Origin of the sequence: Pontivivens nitratireducens (assembly GCF_014235845.1) — a bacterium.
GTDB lineage: Bacteria > Pseudomonadota > Alphaproteobacteria > Rhodobacterales > Rhodobacteraceae > Pontivivens > Pontivivens nitratireducens.
This window is the reverse complement of sequence record NZ_JACJUQ010000002.1, coordinates 300970-320134: the sequence shown is the minus strand read 5'-3', so window position 1 is coordinate 320134 and position 19165 is coordinate 300970. Positions and strand designations below refer to the sequence as shown.

Genomic DNA, 19165 nt, shown 5'->3' with positions numbered 1-19165 from the left:
CAATTCAGGCCGACACGGGGGACCATTTCATATGGCACGATACGTATTCATTACCGGCGGGGTGGTCTCCTCGCTTGGCAAGGGACTTGCCTCCGCCGCACTGGGTGCATTGCTGCAGGCGCGGGGCTATTCGGTACGGCTGCGCAAGCTCGACCCCTATCTGAACGTCGATCCCGGTACGATGTCGCCATTTGAGCATGGTGAAGTCTTTGTCACCGATGACGGCGCGGAGACGGATCTGGATCTGGGTCACTACGAACGGTTCACCGGGGTTGCGGCGCGTTCGACGGATTCCGTGTCCTCCGGCAGGATCTATTCCACCGTGTTGGAGAAGGAACGCCGGGGCGAATATCTGGGCAAGACAATTCAGGTGATCCCGCACGTTACCAACCAGATCAAGGATTTCCTGGAAGTCGGCAGCGACGAGGTCGATTTCATGCTGTGTGAGATCGGCGGCACCGTCGGCGATATCGAGGGGTTGCCCTTCTTCGAGGCGATCCGGCAGTTCGGGCAGGAGAAACCCTTCGGCCAGTGCCTGTTCATGCACCTGACGCTGCTGCCCTACATTGCCGCCTCGGGGGAGTTGAAGACGAAGCCGACGCAGCACTCGGTCAAGGAGCTGCGCTCCATCGGGATCGCGCCCGATATTCTGGTGTGCCGCGCCGATCAGCCGATTCCCAGCAAGGAGCGTGAGAAGCTCGCCCTGTTCTGCAACGTGCGGCCGGAACGGGTGATCGCTGCGCTGGACCTCAAGTCGATCTACGAGGCGCCGCTGGCCTATCACCGCGAGGGGCTGGACCAGGCGGTTCTGGACGCGTTCGGCATCGCGCCGGCCCCTGCCCCCAAGCTGGACCGCTGGCGCGACGTGGCCGACCGTATCTACAACCCCGATGGCGAGGTCCGCATCGCCGTCGTCGGCAAGTACACGCAGCTAGAGGACGCCTATAAATCCATCAGCGAGGCGCTGACCCATGGCGGAATGCACAACCGGGTCAAGGTGCGCACCGAATGGATCGACGCGGAGATCTTCGACAGTGACGATCCGGCCCCCTATCTCGAAGGATTCCACGGCATTCTGGTGCCGGGAGGCTTCGGTGAGCGGGGAACCGAGGGCAAGATCAGAGCCGTGAAATACGCGCGTGAGCACGACATTCCCTATTTCGGCATCTGCCTGGGAATGCAGATGGCCGTGGTCGAGGCCGCGCGCAATCTGGCCGGTATCGGCAAGGCGGGCTCCGAGGAGTTCGACACCGAATCCGGCGGCGGGCGATTTGAGCACGTGATCTATCACATGAAGGAATGGAACGAGGGCAACCGCACCATCCAACGCTCGATCAACGACGACAAGGGCGGCACCATGCGACTGGGCGCCTATGACGCGACGCTGGCCGCGGGCAGCAGGATTGCGGATATCTATGGCGCCACCGAAATTTCGGAACGGCACCGTCATCGGTTCGAGGTCGATATTACCTACAAGGAAAAGCTGGAGGAAGCGGGTTTGCGCTTCTCCGGCCTCAGCCCGGACGGGGAATTGCCCGAGATCGTCGAGATTCCAACGCATCCGTGGTTCGTCGGCGTACAATTCCACCCGGAACTGAAATCGAAACCGTTCGAGCCGCACCCGCTGTTCGCCAGCTTCGTGCGCGCGGCAATGGATCAGTCCCGACTGGTGTGAAGGGGCCTCCGGCGGGGATATTTGGAGAAAGTGAAATGAGCTTCGTACTGCCCGCCCCCGCCCAGCCCAGTGTCGCCGTCGAGGGCACGGAGGACCGGTTTCCCGTCCGGCGCGTGTTCTGCGTCGGGCGCAATTATGCCGCCCACGCGCGCGAGATGGGCAATGACGAGCGCGACCCGCCGTTCTTCTTTACCAAGCCTGCGGATGCGCTGGTCGGGGACGGGCACACCATCCCCTACCCGCCGCAGACCAAAGACTTGCATCATGAGGTCGAACTGGTCGTCGCGATCGGGACCGGCGGCACGGATATCCGTGCTGAGGACGCGTTGAGCCATGTCTGGGGCTATGCCATCGGCAATGACCTGACACGGCGCGATCTGCAAGCGGTGGCGAAGAAGGCCGGGCGGCCGTGGGATTGGGGCAAGGCGTTCGACAATTCGGCAATCTGCGGTCCGGTCCACCGTGGCCCGCATCCCCTGACCGGCGCGATCACCAGCCGGGTCAACGGGGAGGAGCGCCAGCGCGGCGATCTGTCAGAGATGATCTGGTCGGTGCCGGAAATCATCGCCGCCTGCTCCGCCTCGGTCACGCTGGTGCCGGGCGATCTGATCTATACCGGCACGCCTGCTGGCGTGGGCGCATTGCAGCGGGGCGATAGCTGTACCTGTCAGATCGAGGGGCTGGGCGCGATAACCACGATCATCGCGCCCTGATTGCAGTTACTGCGCGGCGTGCAGGATCGGCGCACCGCCGGCCCTGAACCGGGCGAGGATTTCCTCGCGCCGCTTTGCAGCATCCTCGGCATTGGCCTGCTTCACGTGGCCGAAGCCGCGAATTTGCAGCGGCAACAGCGCCAACGCGACGGCCGCGTCGTGGGTGGACGCATCGACCGATGACAGGACCTCATCCATATCCGCCTCGAACTGAGCGATCAGCGCCCGCTCCATCTTACGCTCGGCGGTATAGCCGAAGGGATCGAGCGGGGTGCCGCGCAGCGTCTTGCCATGGCGCAGGATTGAAAACGCCTTGAGCATCCACGGGCCGAATTCGGACTTCGCCGGGCGACCCTCGGCGTCCTTCTTGCCCAGGATCGGCGGGGCCATGTGAAAGCGCATGTTCGTGACGCCCTCGAATTTCTCCGCGATGGCCTGTTCCAGCGTTTCGGAATGCAGACGCGCCACCTCGTATTCATCCTTGTAGGACAGCAACTTGTGATATCCCTGCGCCACGGCGAGGGCGAGCTCATCGCTGACCTTTCGGGCACGATCCACCAGCGCGGTGTATTTCTTCGCCAGCTTTGCGTTCTGATAGGCCGTCAACTGATCCGCGCGGAAGGCGACACGTTCCTCCAGGCTGCGCTCCTCCACCGGGACTTCGGAGGTTGTCAGCGCCGCAGCCTCATCGGGCGCATGTATCGCCCAGCGGCCCAGTTCGAAGGCGCGTTTGTTGCCCTCGACCGCGGCACCGTTGAGTTCCAGGGCGCGCATCAGCGCCTCCAGCGACAGGGGAACAAGACCCGCCTGCCACGCGGCACCCAGCATCAGGACGTTCGCGTAGATCGCGTCGCCCAGGACCTTCTCCGCCAGCTTGGAGGCATTCAGCATCGCCAGCGCGTCATCGCCGAGGCGGGCGCGCAGGGCGAGGCTCATGCGGTCGGTTGGCAGTTGGAATTCCTTGTTATGGGTGAATTCGCCCGTGATGATCTCATGACTGTTGCACACGGCGCGGGTGCGGCCACGGGTCATCAGGCCCAGAGTCTTGGACCCGGCGGCCACGACCATGTCGCCCCCGATCACGCCGTCAGCCTCCCCCACTGCGACGCGCACGGCGCTGATGTCACCGGGTGTTTCGGCAATGCGGGCGTGAATGTGCACCGCGCCGCCCTTTTGCGCCAGACCGGCCATTTCCATGACGCCGGCGCCCTTGCCCTCCAGATGTGCAGCCATGGCGAGCACGGCGCCGACGGTGACAACCCCCGTGCCGCCGACGCCTGTGATGACGAGGTTATGCGTGCCGTTGATCGTCGGCAGGGCGGGCATGGGCAGGTCGTCGATCCGCACAGCGGTCGTTTCCGCCTTGCGGACCTTGGCCCCCTCAACCGTGACGAAGCTAGGGCAGAATCCCTTGAGGCACGAGAAATCCTTGTTGCAGCTCGACTGGTCGATCTGGCGTTTGCGGCCAAGTTCGGTTTCCAGCGGCAGGATCGAGACGCAGTTGGACTGAACGCCGCAATCGCCACAGCCCTCGCACACGGCGGGATTGATGAACACGCGCTTGTCGGGATCGGGGAAGGTGCCGCGCTTGCGCCGGCGGCGTTTTTCGGCGGCGCAAGTCTGGATGTAGAGGATGACGGAGACGCCCTCAATCTCCCGCAACTCACGCTGAACGGCGTCAAGCTCATCCCGTTCGCGCATTTCTATGGGGAAGCTGGCGGGATCGACGTCCTCCTTCGGATCGTAGACACCGACGATGCGTGAAACGCCCATCGCCTTGACCTCATGCGCGATGCGCAGCGCGTCCAGACCGCCCTCGTTGGATTGGCCGCCCGTCATGGCGACGGCATCGTTATAGAGGATCTTGTAGGTGATATTGGTGCCTGCGGCCAGCGCGGCGCGGATCGCCTGCACGCCGGAATGGTTATATGTGCCATCCCCTAGGTTCTGGAACACGTGCTGCGTTTTCGAGAAGGGTGCCTCACCTATCCAGTTCGCGCCCTCGCCGCCCATATGGGTGAAGCCGACGGTTTCGCGGTCCATCCATTGCACCATGTAGTGACAGCCGATGCCGGCATATCCACGAGAACCCTCGGGAACCTTGGTTGAGGAGTTGTGCGGACAGCCGGAGCAGAACCACGGCAGGCGGGCGGCGATTTCCTCGGCGTTGTCGGCCTTCGCGGCGGAGTCCAGAACCTCCATCGCGGTGGTCAAGCGTTCCGAGGTCACGCCCTCCTCCGCCAGCAGAGCGCCCAGCTTTCGTGCGATCAGGACGGGATCGAGCGCGCCCTTGACGGTGAACAGCAGGTCGCCGTCTTCCTTTTTCCAACCGACGACGCGACGGCCCTTGCGGTCATCGAAGATCGCCTCCTTGATCTGCACCTCGATCAGCTTTCGCTTCTCCTCGACGCAGATGATGATGTCCAGATCGTCGGACCATTCGCGCATCGATTTCATGTCGAGCGGCCACGGCATGCCGACCTTGTAGGTGGTGATGCCCAGACGCTGGGCCTCCGCCTCGTCGATGCCCAACAGGTCGAGGGCGTGGATCGTGTCGAGCCAGCTCTTGCCGCTGGAGACGATGCCGATGCGCGCGCCGCGATCGCCGTGGACGCGGTAGTCCAGTTTGTTTGCGCGGGCAAATGCCTCGGCTGCGAAGCGTTTGTAATCGTGCAGGCGGGCCTCCTGCTCCGCCGGGGAATCGCCCAGACGGATGTTGATGCCGCCTGCGGGCATGTCGAAATCGGTGGGTTGGCGGACCTGAACGCGGTCGATCGAACCGTCCACGACCTCCGTCACCTCGATGGTGTCCTTGAGGCACTTGATCCCGACCCAACAGCCGGAATAGCGGCTCAACGCCCAGCCCAGGATACCGTAATCGAGCACTTCCTGCACACCGGCGGGGGCCAGGATCGGCATCAGGGCATCGACCAGCGCGAATTCCGACTGGTGCAGCACGGTCGAGCTTTCGCCCGTATGGTCATCGCCCATCGCGACCAGAACCCCGCCAAGCGCGGACGTGCCCGCCATGTTCGCGTGGCGAAAGACATCGCCCGAACGGTCCACGCCCGGCCCCTTGCCATACCAAAGGCCGAACACGCCGTCATACTTGCCCTCGCCCCGCAATTCCGCCTGTTGTGCGCCCCACAGCGCGGTCGCGGCGAGGTCCTCGTTCAGGCCGGACTGGAACACGACGTTCGCCTCCGTCAACTGCTTCGCCGCGCGTTGCATCTGCTGATCCACGCCCCCCAGCGGCGATCCGCGATATCCGGTAACGAGGCCAGCCGTGTTGTGCCCGGCGGCGCGGTCGCGCGCGGCCTGCATCAATGGCAGGCGCACCAGCCCCTGAATACCACTGAGCAGAACGGTGTCCTTGCTCAGATCGTAGCGGTCGGACAGGCTTACATCCTGTAGCGTCATATCATCATCTCCCACATGATGCCCAAACTGCGAAGGCTTCACGAATTGAGTTACGACCCTAGGTTAGGTAAGAAATATTGACCCTTCAAGGTGAATTTTCGAAGACTCACGCAGATGTGCGGCGCGTGGTGAAGGACGAGCGAAGGTATCGGGATTAGTACCGACACCGAACGTGCAAGCCGAACCGTAACGAAATCTTCAGAATCAATAGCTTATACAATACGCAACGAAATGCCCTTTTAATTCGGCAGACAGGACGATGCTATATCATCCCTCCGTTCTGGGGCATCGGATCGAAATCGCTTTCGTGTCTAGCCCAAAGGGATGATTCACCATCCAGAACAGGGGGAAACCTTCGAAAGTGTCTTTATAATTTGCCCAAAATTATCAGTAGCGCCTTGGCCCACGACGCGAATTTGGTATCCTCGCAGCAAATCTCGTGCAAAAAAGCCATGCGGTTGCGTGACAGTCGCGCGATAGTCTTGAGCAAGTCGAAACGGTCCATATCTGCCGTGGCCAATCATTCAGCCGGGACACATCGGAGCTGAGGGGAGCGAAGACGGTATGGACTGGGACAAATTGCGGATTTTCCATGCTGTGGCGGATGTCGGCTCTCTCACCCATGCGGGGGACAGCCTGCATCTGAGCCAATCTGCCGTCAGTCGCCAGATTCGGGGGCTGGAGGAGGCGCTGAATGTCACGCTGTTCCATCGCCATGCGCGCGGGCTGATGCTGACCGAACAGGGCGAGTTGTTGTATTCCGCCACACGCGACATGGCCAAACGGCTGGCCGCGGCCACCGCGCGCATTCGCGACAGCGAGGATGAGGTTTTCGGCGAACTGCGCGTCACCACGACCACCGGATTCGGGACGCTGTGGCTGGCCCCTCGCCTGATCCGGCTTTACGAGAGGTATCCCAACCTCAAGATCAATCTGATGCTGGACGAACGGGTCGTCGATTTGCCGATGCGTGAGGCGGACGTGGCCATCCGGCTCAAGGAACCCAGTCAGGCCGATCTGATCCGCCGCAGGCTGATGGACGTGCGGATGCGGTTCTATGCCTCGGAGGACTATATCGGTCGCAATGGCCTGCCCGCCACGGCGGAGGAGTTGATGCGCCATCGCATCATCGGACATGCGCCCGATTCCCCGCAGGTTGCCGCCGGTCAGGCCTGGCTGCGCCCGTTCCTCGACGGGGATCATCCCAGCCATCTGACGGTAAACAACTATTTCGGCATCCTGCAATCGGTAATCCACGGCCTGGGCATCGGCGCCCTGCCCGATTACGTGACGAACAACCAGCCCGATCTGGTTAACGTCGTGCCCAGCCAGGCGAGCGGCGTGGTGCCGGTCTATCTCGCCTATCCCGAGGAATTGCGTCATTCCAAGCGGGTCGCGGCGTTTCGTGATTTCATTCTGGCCGAAATCGCCGCCTATAAACGCGCCCAGCGGGAGGCGGCGGAGGCTGCAAGCTGACCGTCATGGATCGCAGTGGCCCATAGCGATCAGATTGTGCTGTAACCGCAACACATGCACCCAGCGGGATACAGCTATGCGTATACAGTTGTGCACACTCACTTGCCATAAGCGGTCGGGCGTTCTAGATACCCTCTCAAGACAGGCGGATGTGCGGCTCCGGTTGCTTCCCGTCGGTCTTGATACCTCCCTGTTGGACTTGGGCCGAGCTTTATGCTCGGCCTTTTTTTTGCTTACTCGACCTGCTTTTTCAGCCACTTGAGCACAGCCTGGACCTGCGCGCGCTGGGGGCCCTTGCGGTAGAGCAGGTGATAGCCGCAGCCCGGGGTCTCATCCTCCCACAAGATGCGCAGGCGGCCTGCGTCCACATCCTCCTGAACGAACAGTTTTGTGGTCGCGGCAATGCCCTGCCCCTCACGCAGGGCGGCCAGCATCATGTAGCCGGGGATCTGCGTGATGTTTTTCACACGTTCCATCGGGATGTTCATCGCGGTCAGCCAGATCGCCTGTTCATGTCGGCCGGGCTCCTCGAACCATGGCAGGGCGAGCAGGTCTTCAGGGCAATCGGGCGACCAGGATTCGACCAGGGTGGGCGCGGCGCACACGACGAACGAGGTCGGAATGAACGGCTCATTGATGACGCCGGGCCAGCCGCCCGGACCAAAGCGGATCGCCAGATCGTACTCACCCGCCCCCAGATCCACCAGTTCCGGGCCGGGATTCAGCGCCAGTTCGATGTCCGGATGCGCATCGCGCAGGGCCGCAAGGCGGGGCATGAACCAACTGACGGCAAAGCTGGGGGTCAGCGCGATACGCACGGGCAGAAGGCTTTTCTGATCGCGAATTCTGGAAATTCCCTGCCGGAAGCTGGCGAATCCCTCCGCCAGGTCATGTGCCAGGGCCTGCCCGTCCGTCGTCAGGGCCAGACCGCGCCCGGCGCGCTGCACCAGAATGACGTCCAGTTCACGCTCCAACCCGCGCACCTGCTGTGCAACAGCGGCATGTGTCACGTTCAACTCCCGCCCCGCGGCGGAGAAGCTGAGATGGCGGGCCGTCACCTCGAAGGCGCGAAGGGCGGCGAGAGGCGGGAGCAAGGGTTCGGGCATATGTAACTCAGGCTAACATTTCAGAAACCGTTATGGCTCGCATGAAGTCGAGATCAGGCTCATATTCAGTACATCGAAACACAGGAGGAGGAGAACGTCATGTTATTTCTGTTCGCGAATACATATTCGATTGCCAGCCGAACCGATCCGCTGCAACGTCAACTTCACCCGCCGCATCAGCCGGTCTATGAGCGACGCATAGATCAGCGGCAGAGGTGACTTGCCGACAGGGGCCTCCGCCCCCTAAAAGGCTGCAACGCAAGCCTGCCGGAGGCCCCGATGTCCAACGATCCCGCCATCACCACTGACCTTATCGCCGCTCACGGCCTGAACGATGAGGAATACCAGCGCATCCTCGACCTGATCGGGCGTGAGCCGAGCTTCACCGAACTGGGCATCTTCTCCGCGATGTGGAACGAGCATTGTTCCTACAAGTCGTCGAAGAAGTGGCTGCGCACCCTGCCCACAACCGGTCCACAAGTGATCTGCGGCCCAGGTGAAAATGCGGGCGTCGTCGATATCGGCGAAGGCCCCGACGGGCAGAAGATGGCCGTGGTCTTCAAGATGGAGAGCCACAACCACCCCTCCTATATCGAGCCGTATCAAGGGGCCGCCACCGGCGTCGGCGGCATTCTGCGCGACGTGTTCACCATGGGCGCGCGTCCGATCGCGGCGATGAACGCGCTCAGCTTCGGCCGGGTCGAGCATCCGCGCACCCGAACTCTCGTCAATGGTGTGGTTGAGGGGGTGGGCGGCTACGGCAATGCCTTTGGCGTGCCTACGGTGGGCGGGGAATTGCGGTTTCACGCGGCTTACGATGGCAACTGTTTGGTAAATGCCTTCGCAGCCGGTCTGGCGGATGCGGACAAGATTTTCTATTCGGCGGCGTCAGGCGTGGGAATGCCGGTGGTCTATCTGGGCGCGAAGACGGGCCGTGACGGCGTGGGCGGCGCGACCATGGCCTCCGCCGAGTTCGATGACACCATCGAGGACAAGCGCCCCACCGTGCAGGTCGGCGACCCCTTCACCGAAAAGCGCCTGATGGAGGCAACGCTGGAATTGATGGCGACGGGGGCCGTGATCTCGATTCAGGACATGGGGGCGGCGGGCCTGACCTGCTCCGCCGTGGAAATGGGCGACAAGGGCAATCTGGGCGTCCGGCTGGATCTGGAGCGTGTGCCGGTGCGCGAAGAAAACATGACAGCCTATGAGATGATGCTGTCGGAATCGCAGGAACGCATGTTGATGGTCCTGCTGCCCGCCAAGGAGGATGAGGCCAAGGCGGTGTTTGACAAATGGGATCTGGACTTCGCCATCGTGGGTGAGACGATTGCCGAGGATCGCTTTCTGATCGTGCACAATGGTGAGGTAAAGGCCGACCTGCCGTTGAAGGCGTTGTCGGGAACCGCCCCCGAATATGACCGCCCCTGGGTCGCCACCCCGCCTGCGGGACCAGTCGGGGACGTGCCCGAGGTGGACCCGGCGGAGGCGCTGCTGGCGCTGGCAGGCTCCGCCAATTATGGCTCACGCGCATGGGTCTGGCAGCAATACGACACCACCGTCATGGCCGATACCGTGCGCGCGCCCGGTGCCGATGCGGGCGTCGTGAGGGTGCACGGCACGGACAAGGCGCTGGCCTTCACCTCGGACGTGACGCCGCGCTATTGCCTGGCGAACCCGGTCGAGGGCGGCAAGCAGGCGGTGGCGGAGGCGTATCGCAACCTTTGCGCCACCGGGGCCACCCCCTTGGCCACGACCGACAACCTCAACTTCGGCAATCCGGAAAAGCCGCAGATCATGGGGCAGCTTGTAGGCTGTATCGAGGGGATCGGCGCGGCGGTCGCGGCGCTGGACATGCCGATCGTGTCGGGCAATGTCAGCTTGTATAACGAGACGGACGGCACCGGCATCCTGCCGACCCCGACCATCGGCGCGGTGGGCCTGCTTGCCTCGCTTGATGATATGATCCCCACGGCACCCAGCGATGGCGATATGCTGGTCCTGCTGGGGGAAACGCGCGGCCATCTGGGCCAGTCCGCCCTGCTGGCGGAACTGTATCAGCGCATCGAGGGCGACGCCCCACCGGTCGATCTGACCGCGGAGCGGGCGCATGGCGAACTGGTGCGGGCCGCTTTCGCCGCCGGTCTGATCCGCGCGGCCCACGACCTGTCGGATGGAGGGCTTGCGCTGGCGGCCAGCGATATGGCGCTGGCGGGGGATGTCGGCATCACGCTGGAGGGCAGCGGAACCGGCTGGTGGTTCGGTGAGGATCAGGCGCGCTATCTGCTCGCCACTCGCGATGCGGAGGCGCTGATCGCCATGGCCCGGTCCAAGGGGCTGCCCGCGAAGGTCGTGGGACAGGTCGGCGGGGGCGCGGTTGTCCTCGGCTCCGCCTCGGTTGCGCTGGCCGATCTGCGGGTGGCCAGCGATACCGCCCTGCCCCATCGCTTCGGCTGAGGTTGGTCGGGACCGAAACGCGATGCGGCGGCACACCTTGCCGCCCGCAGCGGGACGCAATACATTTTCATCAAACGAGAGAGGGAGATGACACGATGGCCATGCAGGCGCATGAGATCGAAGCCCTGATCCGCAAGAAATTCCCGGACGCCGAGATTCGGATCGACGATCTGGCCGGTGACGGCAATCACTACGCCGCCTTCGTCACGGCGGAGGAATTTCGCGGGCTGAGCCGGGTAAAACAACATCAGGCCGTTTATGCGGCATTGGGCGATCAGATGCAGGGCAGCAACGGGTTGCTGCACGCTCTGGCGTTGACGACCAAGGTTCCGGCGTGAGCGAGGGAGCCATATGGATGGTCTATGTGATCGGCGGCATTATCGCCGCTGTCATCCTGCTGGCCATCATCGAATATGCCTTCAGGTCGAAGCGCCCTGCCCGAACATTCGCAGAGAAATTCGACATCGACCCCACGAAACTGCGTGAGGTGCACACCACGTTCGGGAATCCGCTGGGACATGGTGACATCCAGAAGGCGAACGACTACATGCGCGATCAGGCCATCAAGGCACGTGCAGTGAAAACCAAGGAGCCCAGGCAATGACAAATCCCGCACATGACATCATCGACGCGGACGTGAAGGGCAACGATGTCGTCCTGTTCATGAAAGGCACGGCCTCCATGCCGCAATGCGGATTCTCATCCCGTGTGGCAGGTGTTCTGACCTACATGAATGTCCCCTTCAAGGATGTGAACGTTCTGGCGAACGAGGATATCCGGCAGGGGATCAAGGATTATTCGGAATGGCCGACGATCCCGCAGCTCTATGTAAAGGGTGAGTTCGTGGGCGGCTGCGACATCATCACCGAAATGGTCCTGTCGGGCGAGATGGATACCTTGCTCAAGGAAAACGGCGTTTCGTTCGATGAGGAAGCCGCCGCGCGCGTTCGTGAGGCGAACAAGCAGGAATGATCCTGCCACCTGTCGGGCGCAACCTATGTGCCCGATAGGCTGATTGCCGTTCTGTGTGCGCTCAGCGCCTTGTACCGGCCAGCATCACCGCCTTTACCCGCGCTTAAACCCGGTGAAGACTATGCTGTCAGGGTTGCGCGGAACGCGGCCCCGTCATCCATCCCCTGTTTCCAGGCGGCCTCGATCCCGGCGCGGTCGGTGAAGTCCAGCTTGTTGGTCGCGATCTTGCGTGAGGGTTTCGCGTAGGTACGGCCCTCGATCACGGGCAGTTTGGGATAGGGGCGCGTGACCATGATAAGCTGGTCCTCGCCCTCCTCATGCGGGAAGGCATTGTCCACCACACCGCCGTCGATCACCGCCACGCCGTCCCAGAACAATTGGTCAAAGACCGGCGGGCTGGACGCGGCTGCCACGACCAGATCGACGAAGCGCCCCTCGCGCGCGGCCTGACGCGCATCGACATAGACGGGAACCGCCCCCATGCGACGCGCCGCGCGGACATGCGGGGATCCTCGGGCCGGAACCTCCGCCGCGTAGGCGAGCACGGTGGCCAGCGCGCCGTAGCGGGAGGGTTTGGCCAGTTGGACGGTGAATTGCGGACCTTCCGCGATTGCCTCGACCGCGGCGGTGTTATCCATCATGATCGAAACGATCGTGCGGTAGAGCACCTGATGAATGAACAGATCGCCGCCGCTGCGCCTTCGCGCCCAGCTCATGTTGCCGGGGCCACCTGCGGCAACGTCGAAATGACTGCCGGTAATGTCGAGCAGTCGCGCCTCCTGCTTCGTCACATAGGCGAGCGCGGACAGCGCCCCGCCCGAGACGGCGTTGATTTTCTGCGTCGGCGCCAGCAAATCGTAGATCGACCCGAGAAAACCGCCATGCCAGAAGCATCGCGTCCCCCCACCGCCGAAAACGAGATTTGGAAATCGCTGGATTTCAGATTGCGTCACGCCACTCCGCCTCATCGAACCCGGTCGCAACCGTGGTGCCGGCGACCAGCACGGGCCGCTTGATCAGTCGCGGATCGGCCACCATGCGGGCGATGGCGAAATCCACATCCGATTTCATGCGCTCCTGCTCGGGCTGAGGCAAGGCGCGAAAGGTCGCGGCGCGCGCATTCATCACCCGGTCCTGCCCCGCGCTGTCGATCCATGTGCGCAACGCCGTGGCCAGGTCCGGCACCTTCGCGAAGGGGGTGTACTCATAGGCCACATTGCGCGAGTCGAGCCATTTCAGGGACTTGCGAACCGTTGTGCAGGATGGAATGCCGTAGACTTGAACGCTCATTCCGCCTTGGCCTCCAACGCGTCGGCCATTGCCTCCAGCGTTTCGGCGGTGCGGGTCAGGGCGGCGAGCGCCTCCGCCGGATCCTGCTGGAACAGACCGCCCGGCGCGGGTGCGGCGGGCGCGGCGCTTTCAGCCTCCGCCCGTTCGGCACGCAGTTCGAGGGCGCGAATCCGATCCTCCGCCGCGCGAAGCTGACCTTGCAAGGCGATGTGCCGGTCGCCCAGCATCAGCGAGGACATCAGCAGCATCCGGCTTTCAGGCAGTTGCCCGATGGCGGCGACGAGGTTCTGCGCCTCGGACGCGACGAGGGCCGCGGCGGATTGCAACTGGCGTTCCTCCCCATCGGCGCAGGCGACGCGGAAGGTCTTTCCACCGATATCCAGATCGATCTCAGCCATTTTCAGCTTCCTCCACCAGGGGGCGCAATTCGGAGATCAGGCCGTCGAGCTGCGCCATGTCGGCCTCACGCTTCAACTCCATATCCTTGAGCTGCGCGCGCAGGGCGACGTTCACCCGCTCCAACCTGCGCAATGCGACGGGATCGCCGCCCGGTTCCGCCGCAACGTTCTGTTTTGCCGCGATGGCGGTGGCGATCCGGGTGGTGGCCGCCTCGATGCGGGCCTCCAATGCCTCGATATCGTTCATGTCATGCCTCTGCTGCCCTGGGGCGTTCGCCCTGTTTTGGCGTAACCTATCGCGTTCCTTCGACCTTCGCCAGTTTTGACACGCATTTTCGCCGGTGAAAATGCCGCGAGTCAGCCCGATGCTCCGCGCTGCTGCCAAAATGACCCCAAACCGGCTGAAAGTCGCCTCGATTGCGGTATGCGGGCCCGATACGCTTGACCAAAGGGTGTGCAGTGGTATTGAGAGCGCGACTTTTCCCAGTGGATGAGAGATCACTCGTGAACATCGAAGACCTGCGCGCCCGCCACCCCGATCATTGGAACAAGGCCACCGCGATCCGTGTGCTGGCCCTCGACGCGGTCAAGGCCGCGAATTCCGGCCATTCCGGTATGCCCATGGGCATGGCGGACGTGGCGACGGTCCTGTTCGAGAAGCACCTGAAGTTCGACGCTTCGCAGCCCCGCTGGGCCGACCGCGACCGGTTCGTGCTGTCGGCGGGCCACGGCTCCATGCTGCTTTATGCGCTGATGTATCTGACCGGCTATTCCGACATCACGCTGGAGGAGATCAAGAACTTCCGCCAGTTGGGCGCGCGCACGGCGGGCCATCCGGAATACGGCCACGCGGACGGGATCGAGACGACGACCGGCCCGCTGGGTCAGGGCATCGCGAACTCCGTCGGCTTCGCCATCGCCGAGGCATCGTTGCAAGCGCGGTTCGGCAAGAAGATCGTGGATCACCACACCTACGTGATCGCGGGCGACGGCTGCCTGATGGAAGGTGTTTCGCAGGAGGCCATCGGCCTGGCCGGCAAGCAGCAACTGGGCAAGCTGATCGTGTTGTGGGATGACAATGGCATCACCATCGACGGCAAGGTCTCCATTTCCGATGTGACCGATCAGATGGCGCGGTTCGAGGCGTCAGGCTGGTCCGTCTTCTCCTGCGATGGGCACGACCCCGAAAGCATCGACGAGGCGATCCGGCAGGCGAAGCAATCGCCCAAGCCCTCGATGATCGCGTGCAAGACGCATATCGCCATCGGCTCCTCGGCTCAGGATACGTCCAAGGGCCACGGCGCGCTGACCGACGACACGCTGATCGCGGACACGCGCAAGGCCTATGGCTGGACCCACGCGCCGTTCGACATTCCCGCCGACCTGCTGTCGGAATGGCGCCAGATCGGTGCGCGCGGGGCAATCGCCCGCCAGGAATGGGAAACGCGCCTCGCGGGATTGTCCGGCACCAAGCAAGCCGAGTTCAAGCGCCAGATGTCCGGCGAGACACCCAAGAAGCTGTCCGCCGCGATCAAACGCTTCAAGCAGGACGCATCCGAGGCGGGCAAGGCCGTCGCCACGCGCAAGGCATCGGAACTGGCGCTCGGCGTCATCAACTCCATCCTGCCCGAGACGATCGGCGGCTCCGCTGACCTGACCGGCTCCAACAACACATTGACGCCGGATCTGGGCACGTTCGATGCGGACAACCGCAAGGGTCGGCACGTGTCCTACGGCATCCGCGAACATGGCATGGCCGCCGCGATGAACGGCATGGCGTTGCATGGCGGTGTCCTGCCCTATGGCGGCACGTTCATGGCCTTTACCGATTACGCCCGCCCGGCAATGCGCCTGTCCGCGCTGATGAACATCCGGGTGGCCTATGTGATGACCCACGATTCCATCGGTCTGGGTGAAGACGGCCCGACGCACCAGCCGGTCGAGCACATGGCAGCGATGCGCGCCATCCCGAACCTGACCGTCCTGCGCCCCGCCGATACCATCGAGACGGCGGAGGCCTGGGAACTGGCCGTGACGATGGAGGGGCCCTCGATGCTGGCCCTGACCCGTCAGAACCTGCCGGTGGTCCGGACCGAGCACAAGACGAAGAACCTGACGGCACAGGGCGCATACGTTCTGGCGGAATCGCAGGGCAAGCGCATGGCGATCCTGCTGGCCACCGGTTCGGAAGTCTCCGTCGCGCTGGAAGCCCGGCGTCTGCTGGAAAACGAGGGCATCGGCGTGCGCGTCGTCTCCATGCCGTCATGGGAACTGTTCGAGCAGCAGGACGAGGCCTATCGCAAGCGCGTCCTGCCCGCAGGCCCCGTGCGCGTCGCGGTCGAGGCAGGCATCCGTCAGGGCTGGGACAAGTGGCTGTGCGGTGAGCGCGGCAACTGGAAGAAAGCCGATTTCGTCGGCATGGACAGCTTCGGCGCCTCCGCCCCGGCGGGCGAGTTGTTCGAGCATTTCGGCATCACCGCCGAGGCTGTCGCGCAAAAGGTTCGCGATCTGCTGTAATGTCCTTTGCCGGGGGGGGGTGACACCTCCCCCGCAATACGCATCTACGCTCGGTGTGGCACGCCCGATTTCCATTCCGACGGGTTGCCTGGCCCCGAACGGCGGGTGACATATCTGCGGACGTTGCGTAAACAGGATGCGACGGTCGGAGAGGATTCATGAACACGACATTCGCCCTTTGGCTTGGCGGTATCATCGTTGCCATCTTCCTCGCCGACACCCTCTTTTTTGGCTGGGACCTCTGGATCGACGCGATGAAGCTGTTGTGGCGCATCTCGACCTGGATGGCATTCTGGCGCTGACCTCAAAGGACCCCGACATGAGCTGGAAAACCCTCGACGATCTCGACCTCGCTGGAAAGGTCGTGCTGACGCGTGTCGATCTGAACGTGCCCATGCAGGATGGCGCGGTCAGCGACGCCACCCGGATCGAGCGGATCGTGCCGACCGTGCGCGATATTCTGGCCGCTGGCGGCACACCGGTGCTGCTGGCGCATTTCGGGCGGCCAAAGGGCAAGGTCGTCGCGGATATGAGCCTGGAGCAGATCGTTTCCACCGTTGAAGAGCATCTGGGCGTGCCGGTCCGCTTCGCCAGCGATTGCATCGGCGCGCCGGTGAAGGACGCGCTGGCCGATCTGCCCGACGGCGGCGTGGTTCTGGCGGAAAACACGCGCTTCCACCCCGGTGAGGAGCAGAACGACGCGGATTTCGCCAAGGCGCTGGCCGAAGGCGGCGACATCTATTGCAATGACGCATTCTCCGCCGCGCATCGGGCCCATGCCTCAACCGAGGGGCTGGCGCGGCTGCTTCCCAGCTGCGCGGGGCGTCTGATGGCGGAGGAACTGGGGGCGTTGCAGGCGGTGCTGGGCGATCCGCCGCGGCCGGTCGTCGCCGTGGTGGGGGGGGCGAAGGTCTCGACCAAGCTGGACCTGCTGGGCAATCTGATCGACCGCATGGATCATATCGTGATCGGCGGCGGCATGGCGAACACGTTTCTGGCCGCGCAGGGCATCGACGTGGGCAAGTCGCTGTGTGAACACGACATGACCGACACTGCCCGCGCCATCATGGACAAGGCAAACGGGTCGGGCTGCACGCTGCATCTGCCGGTCGATGTGGTTGTCGCGCGGGAGTTCAAGGCGGGCGCCGAGTCGGAGACGGTGGCGGCGAATGCCTGCCCCGAGGACGCGATGATCCTCGACGCCGGGCCGGAAACTGTCCGCGCCGTGGCTGAGTTGTTCGGTCAGGCCAAGGCCGTGGTCTGGAACGGCCCGCTGGGCGCGTTCGAGATCGAGCCGTTTCACGCCGCGACCAAGGCCGCGGCGCTGACGGTCGCGGAGCTGACACGAGAGGGACGCCTCGTTTCCGTCGCGGGCGGCGGCGATACTGTCGCCGCACTGAACATTTCGGGGGCGGCGGATCATTTCACATACGTATCCTCCGCCGGCGGCGCGTTTCTGGAGTGGCTGGAGGGCAAGACCCTGCCCGGCGTCGCGGCATTGGGCTAAGCCCCTGATTTTCTGGGCATCCGCCCACAAATCATGCATTTGCCCGTGTTTTTGGAATATTTGTTGCACCGCACATGATTCAAAGCGGTTGGGGGCCGGTCACACAGTTGACCGGTCCGCGCCTGCTGGCTAGCAAACATCATGTTTCCCGAGGCTCCTGGAGGACCCCCTGATGAAAGCCACTCGCATCGTTCGCAACATCCTTGCCAATTATGAGGGCGAAACGCCCGGAGTGAAGGCGAACCTGTGCCGGATACTGATGCAGGGTAAGCTGGGGGGATCGGGTAAACTGGTGATCCTGCCGGTCGATCAGGGGTTCGAACACGGCCCTGCCCGCAGCTTCGCTCCGAACCCCGCCGCCTATGATCCGCATTACCACTATCAACTGGCCATAGATGCGGGCCTGTCCGCCTATGCCGCGCCGCTGGGCATGATCGAAGCTGGAGCGGACACATTCGCCGGTCAAATCCCCACCATTCTGAAGGCCAACAGCGCGAACTCGCTGATCCCCGACGAAGCGCCGAAAGATCAGGCGATCACCGCCACCGTGGACGATGCCCTGCGTCTGGGCTGTTCGGCCATCGGCTTCACCATCTATCCGGGATCCTCCGCCGGTCTGGACATGTTCGAGGAAATCTCGGCCATGCGGCAGGAGGCGGCGGCCAAGGGCATCGCGACCGTCATCTGGTCCTATCCCCGTGGTGAAGCCCTGGACAAGGACGGCGAGACGGCGATCGATATCGGTGCTTACGCCGCACAAATCGCCGCCCTGCTGGGCGCGCATATTATCAAGATCAAGCTGAGCAGCGATCACCTCAGCCTGGGAGAGGCCAAGAAGGTCTACGAGAGCGAGGGCATCGACATCTCCGATCAGGCGGCACGGGTGCGCCACTGCATGCAGGCCAGCTTCGACGGGCGCCGGATTGTCGTCTTCTCGGGCGGGTCCAAGAAGGGCGCGGACTCGGTCTACGACGATGCCCGCGCAATCCGCGACGGCGGCGGCAACGGCTCGATCATCGGACGCAACACGTTCCAGCGCGAGCGGGGTGAGGCGCTCGATATGCTCGGCAAGATCATCGACATCTACAAGGGCCGTGACTGATCCAACGGGGCGGCCGGTACAGGCCGCCCCACCCCAAGCTGCCCGCAAGTGTAGCGAAAATACCAGTCTGAGTGTTTTCACGCCGAAAGTGTTTCACAGACGATTCTGAATTTGCCATAGTCGCTGTAAGAAAATTCAGTCTTTGCAGTCGTCTGGTAATTCCGTGGTCAAACCATCCAGCATTCCGGCCCGTGCGTTGAGCGACGCGGCATTTTCGCTCGGTGCGCTGGGACTGATAATCTATTTCGCGTTCATCGCCCTGCAGGGCAATCACGGCATGACCCGCCTGGCCACGGTGCATGAGGACATTCGCGATCTTAACGTCACGCTGGCCAGCCTGCGGCAGGAGCGTGGCGAGTTGGAAAACCGCACGCACAGACTGTCGAGCGACTACCTTGACCTTGACCTGCTGGATGAGCGGGCACGGCTGGTTCTGGGGCTGGTTCGGCCTGACGAAATTTTGATCCGCTGACACCGAAATCCTTTGACGACCCTCGACATTGATCCACCTGAAATTTATGGGTGCTATTGA

18 protein-coding genes are annotated in these 19165 nt (G+C 63.2%); 12 read left to right on the top strand and 6 right to left on the bottom strand.

The features are described from left to right. Positions 1-31: 31 nt before the first annotated feature. A complete protein-coding gene (gene pyrG, locus H1S03_RS04340) occupies positions 32-1675 on the top strand; it encodes a CTP synthase (protein WP_185803309.1) in 1644 nt (547 codons plus the stop codon). Positions 1676-1710: 35 nt separating this feature from the next. Then, complete coding sequence (locus H1S03_RS04335) at positions 1711-2388, top strand: fumarylacetoacetate hydrolase family protein (protein WP_185803308.1); 678 nt, start codon at positions 1711-1713, stop codon at positions 2386-2388. A gap of 6 nt (positions 2389-2394) precedes the next feature. Here the strand turns inward: H1S03_RS04335 and H1S03_RS04330 are convergent, their stop codons facing one another. After that, a complete protein-coding gene (locus H1S03_RS04330; protein WP_185803307.1) occupies positions 2395-5808 on the bottom strand; it encodes an indolepyruvate ferredoxin oxidoreductase family protein in 3414 nt (1137 codons plus the stop codon). Between the two features lie 564 nt (positions 5809-6372). On the opposite strand from H1S03_RS04330, the gene H1S03_RS04325 reads away from it, so the two are divergent. Continuing rightward, positions 6373-7284 (top strand): LysR family transcriptional regulator, encoded by a 912-nt coding sequence (locus H1S03_RS04325; protein ID WP_166191861.1) that lies wholly within the window; start codon positions 6373-6375, stop codon positions 7282-7284. Between the two features lie 233 nt (positions 7285-7517). Here the strand turns inward: H1S03_RS04325 and H1S03_RS04320 are convergent, their stop codons facing one another. Continuing rightward, entirely contained in the window at positions 7518-8378 is an 861-nt protein-coding gene (locus tag H1S03_RS04320; protein ID WP_185803306.1) for a LysR family transcriptional regulator, read from the bottom strand. 291 nt (positions 8379-8669) lie between these two features. Here H1S03_RS04320 and purL point away from each other — a divergent pair, with 291 nt between their 5' ends. The 4 genes from purL to grxD all read left to right on the top strand — a co-directional run bounded on the left by purL (position 8670) and on the right by grxD (position 11819). Beyond that, positions 8670-10847 carry a phosphoribosylformylglycinamidine synthase subunit PurL gene (gene purL / locus H1S03_RS04315; protein ID WP_185803305.1) on the top strand — a complete coding sequence of 726 codons (2178 nt, stop codon included), beginning with the start codon at positions 8670-8672 and terminating at the stop codon, positions 10845-10847. Between the two features lie 95 nt (positions 10848-10942). Next, positions 10943-11185: a BolA/IbaG family iron-sulfur metabolism protein gene (locus H1S03_RS04310; RefSeq protein WP_166191870.1), complete on the top strand. Its 243-nt coding sequence runs from the start codon at positions 10943-10945 to the stop codon at positions 11183-11185. Between the two features lie 17 nt (positions 11186-11202). Beyond that, positions 11203-11451, top strand: a complete 249-nt coding sequence (locus tag H1S03_RS04305; protein WP_166191873.1) for a hypothetical protein — start codon at positions 11203-11205, stop codon at positions 11449-11451. Continuing rightward, complete coding sequence (grxD, locus tag H1S03_RS04300; RefSeq protein WP_166191876.1) at positions 11448-11819, top strand: Grx4 family monothiol glutaredoxin; 372 nt, start codon at positions 11448-11450, stop codon at positions 11817-11819. The genes H1S03_RS04305 and grxD overlap by 4 nt, the downstream gene beginning before the upstream one ends. A 119-nt stretch (positions 11820-11938) precedes the next feature. Here grxD and H1S03_RS04295 read toward each other — a convergent pair whose 3' ends face one another. The 4 genes from H1S03_RS04295 to H1S03_RS04280 are packed head-to-tail and all read right to left on the bottom strand — an operon-like array spanning position 11939 to position 13754. Then, the gene (locus H1S03_RS04295) at positions 11939-12772 is read right to left on the bottom strand and encodes a patatin-like phospholipase family protein (protein ID WP_185803304.1); all 834 of its coding nucleotides are present in this window, start codon (positions 12770-12772) and stop codon (positions 11939-11941) included. Next, positions 12759-13109, bottom strand: a complete 351-nt coding sequence (locus H1S03_RS04290; RefSeq protein WP_185803303.1) for an ArsC/Spx/MgsR family protein — start codon at positions 13107-13109, stop codon at positions 12759-12761. Before H1S03_RS04290 ends, H1S03_RS04295 begins: the two co-directional genes overlap by 14 nt. After that, the gene (locus H1S03_RS04285) at positions 13106-13507 is read right to left on the bottom strand and encodes a cell division protein ZapA (protein WP_185803302.1); all 402 of its coding nucleotides are present in this window, start codon (positions 13505-13507) and stop codon (positions 13106-13108) included. The genes H1S03_RS04290 and H1S03_RS04285 overlap by 4 nt, the downstream gene beginning before the upstream one ends. Beyond that, a complete protein-coding gene (locus H1S03_RS04280; RefSeq protein ID WP_185803301.1) occupies positions 13500-13754 on the bottom strand; it encodes a hypothetical protein in 255 nt (84 codons plus the stop codon). The genes H1S03_RS04285 and H1S03_RS04280 overlap by 8 nt, the downstream gene beginning before the upstream one ends. Before the next feature lie 257 nt (positions 13755-14011). Between H1S03_RS04280 and tkt the strand changes: the two genes are divergently transcribed. The 5 genes from tkt (at position 14012) to H1S03_RS04255 (ending at position 19105) form a co-directional block, all read left to right on the top strand. Continuing rightward, entirely contained in the window at positions 14012-16024 is a 2013-nt protein-coding gene (gene tkt / locus H1S03_RS04275; protein ID WP_185803300.1) for a transketolase, read from the top strand. Between the two features lie 158 nt (positions 16025-16182). Then, the gene (locus tag H1S03_RS04270) at positions 16183-16326 is read left to right on the top strand and encodes a hypothetical protein (RefSeq protein WP_166191894.1); all 144 of its coding nucleotides are present in this window, start codon (positions 16183-16185) and stop codon (positions 16324-16326) included. Positions 16327-16343: 17 nt separating this feature from the next. Then, a complete protein-coding gene (locus tag H1S03_RS04265) occupies positions 16344-17531 on the top strand; it encodes a phosphoglycerate kinase (protein ID WP_185803299.1) in 1188 nt (395 codons plus the stop codon). 172 nt (positions 17532-17703) lie between these two features. Further along, positions 17704-18633 carry a class I fructose-bisphosphate aldolase gene (locus H1S03_RS04260; RefSeq protein WP_185803298.1) on the top strand — a complete coding sequence of 310 codons (930 nt, stop codon included), beginning with the start codon at positions 17704-17706 and terminating at the stop codon, positions 18631-18633. Positions 18634-18796: 163 nt separating this feature from the next. Further along, complete coding sequence (locus tag H1S03_RS04255) at positions 18797-19105, top strand: FtsB family cell division protein (protein ID WP_240910335.1); 309 nt, start codon at positions 18797-18799, stop codon at positions 19103-19105. Positions 19106-19165: the final 60 nt, after the last annotated feature.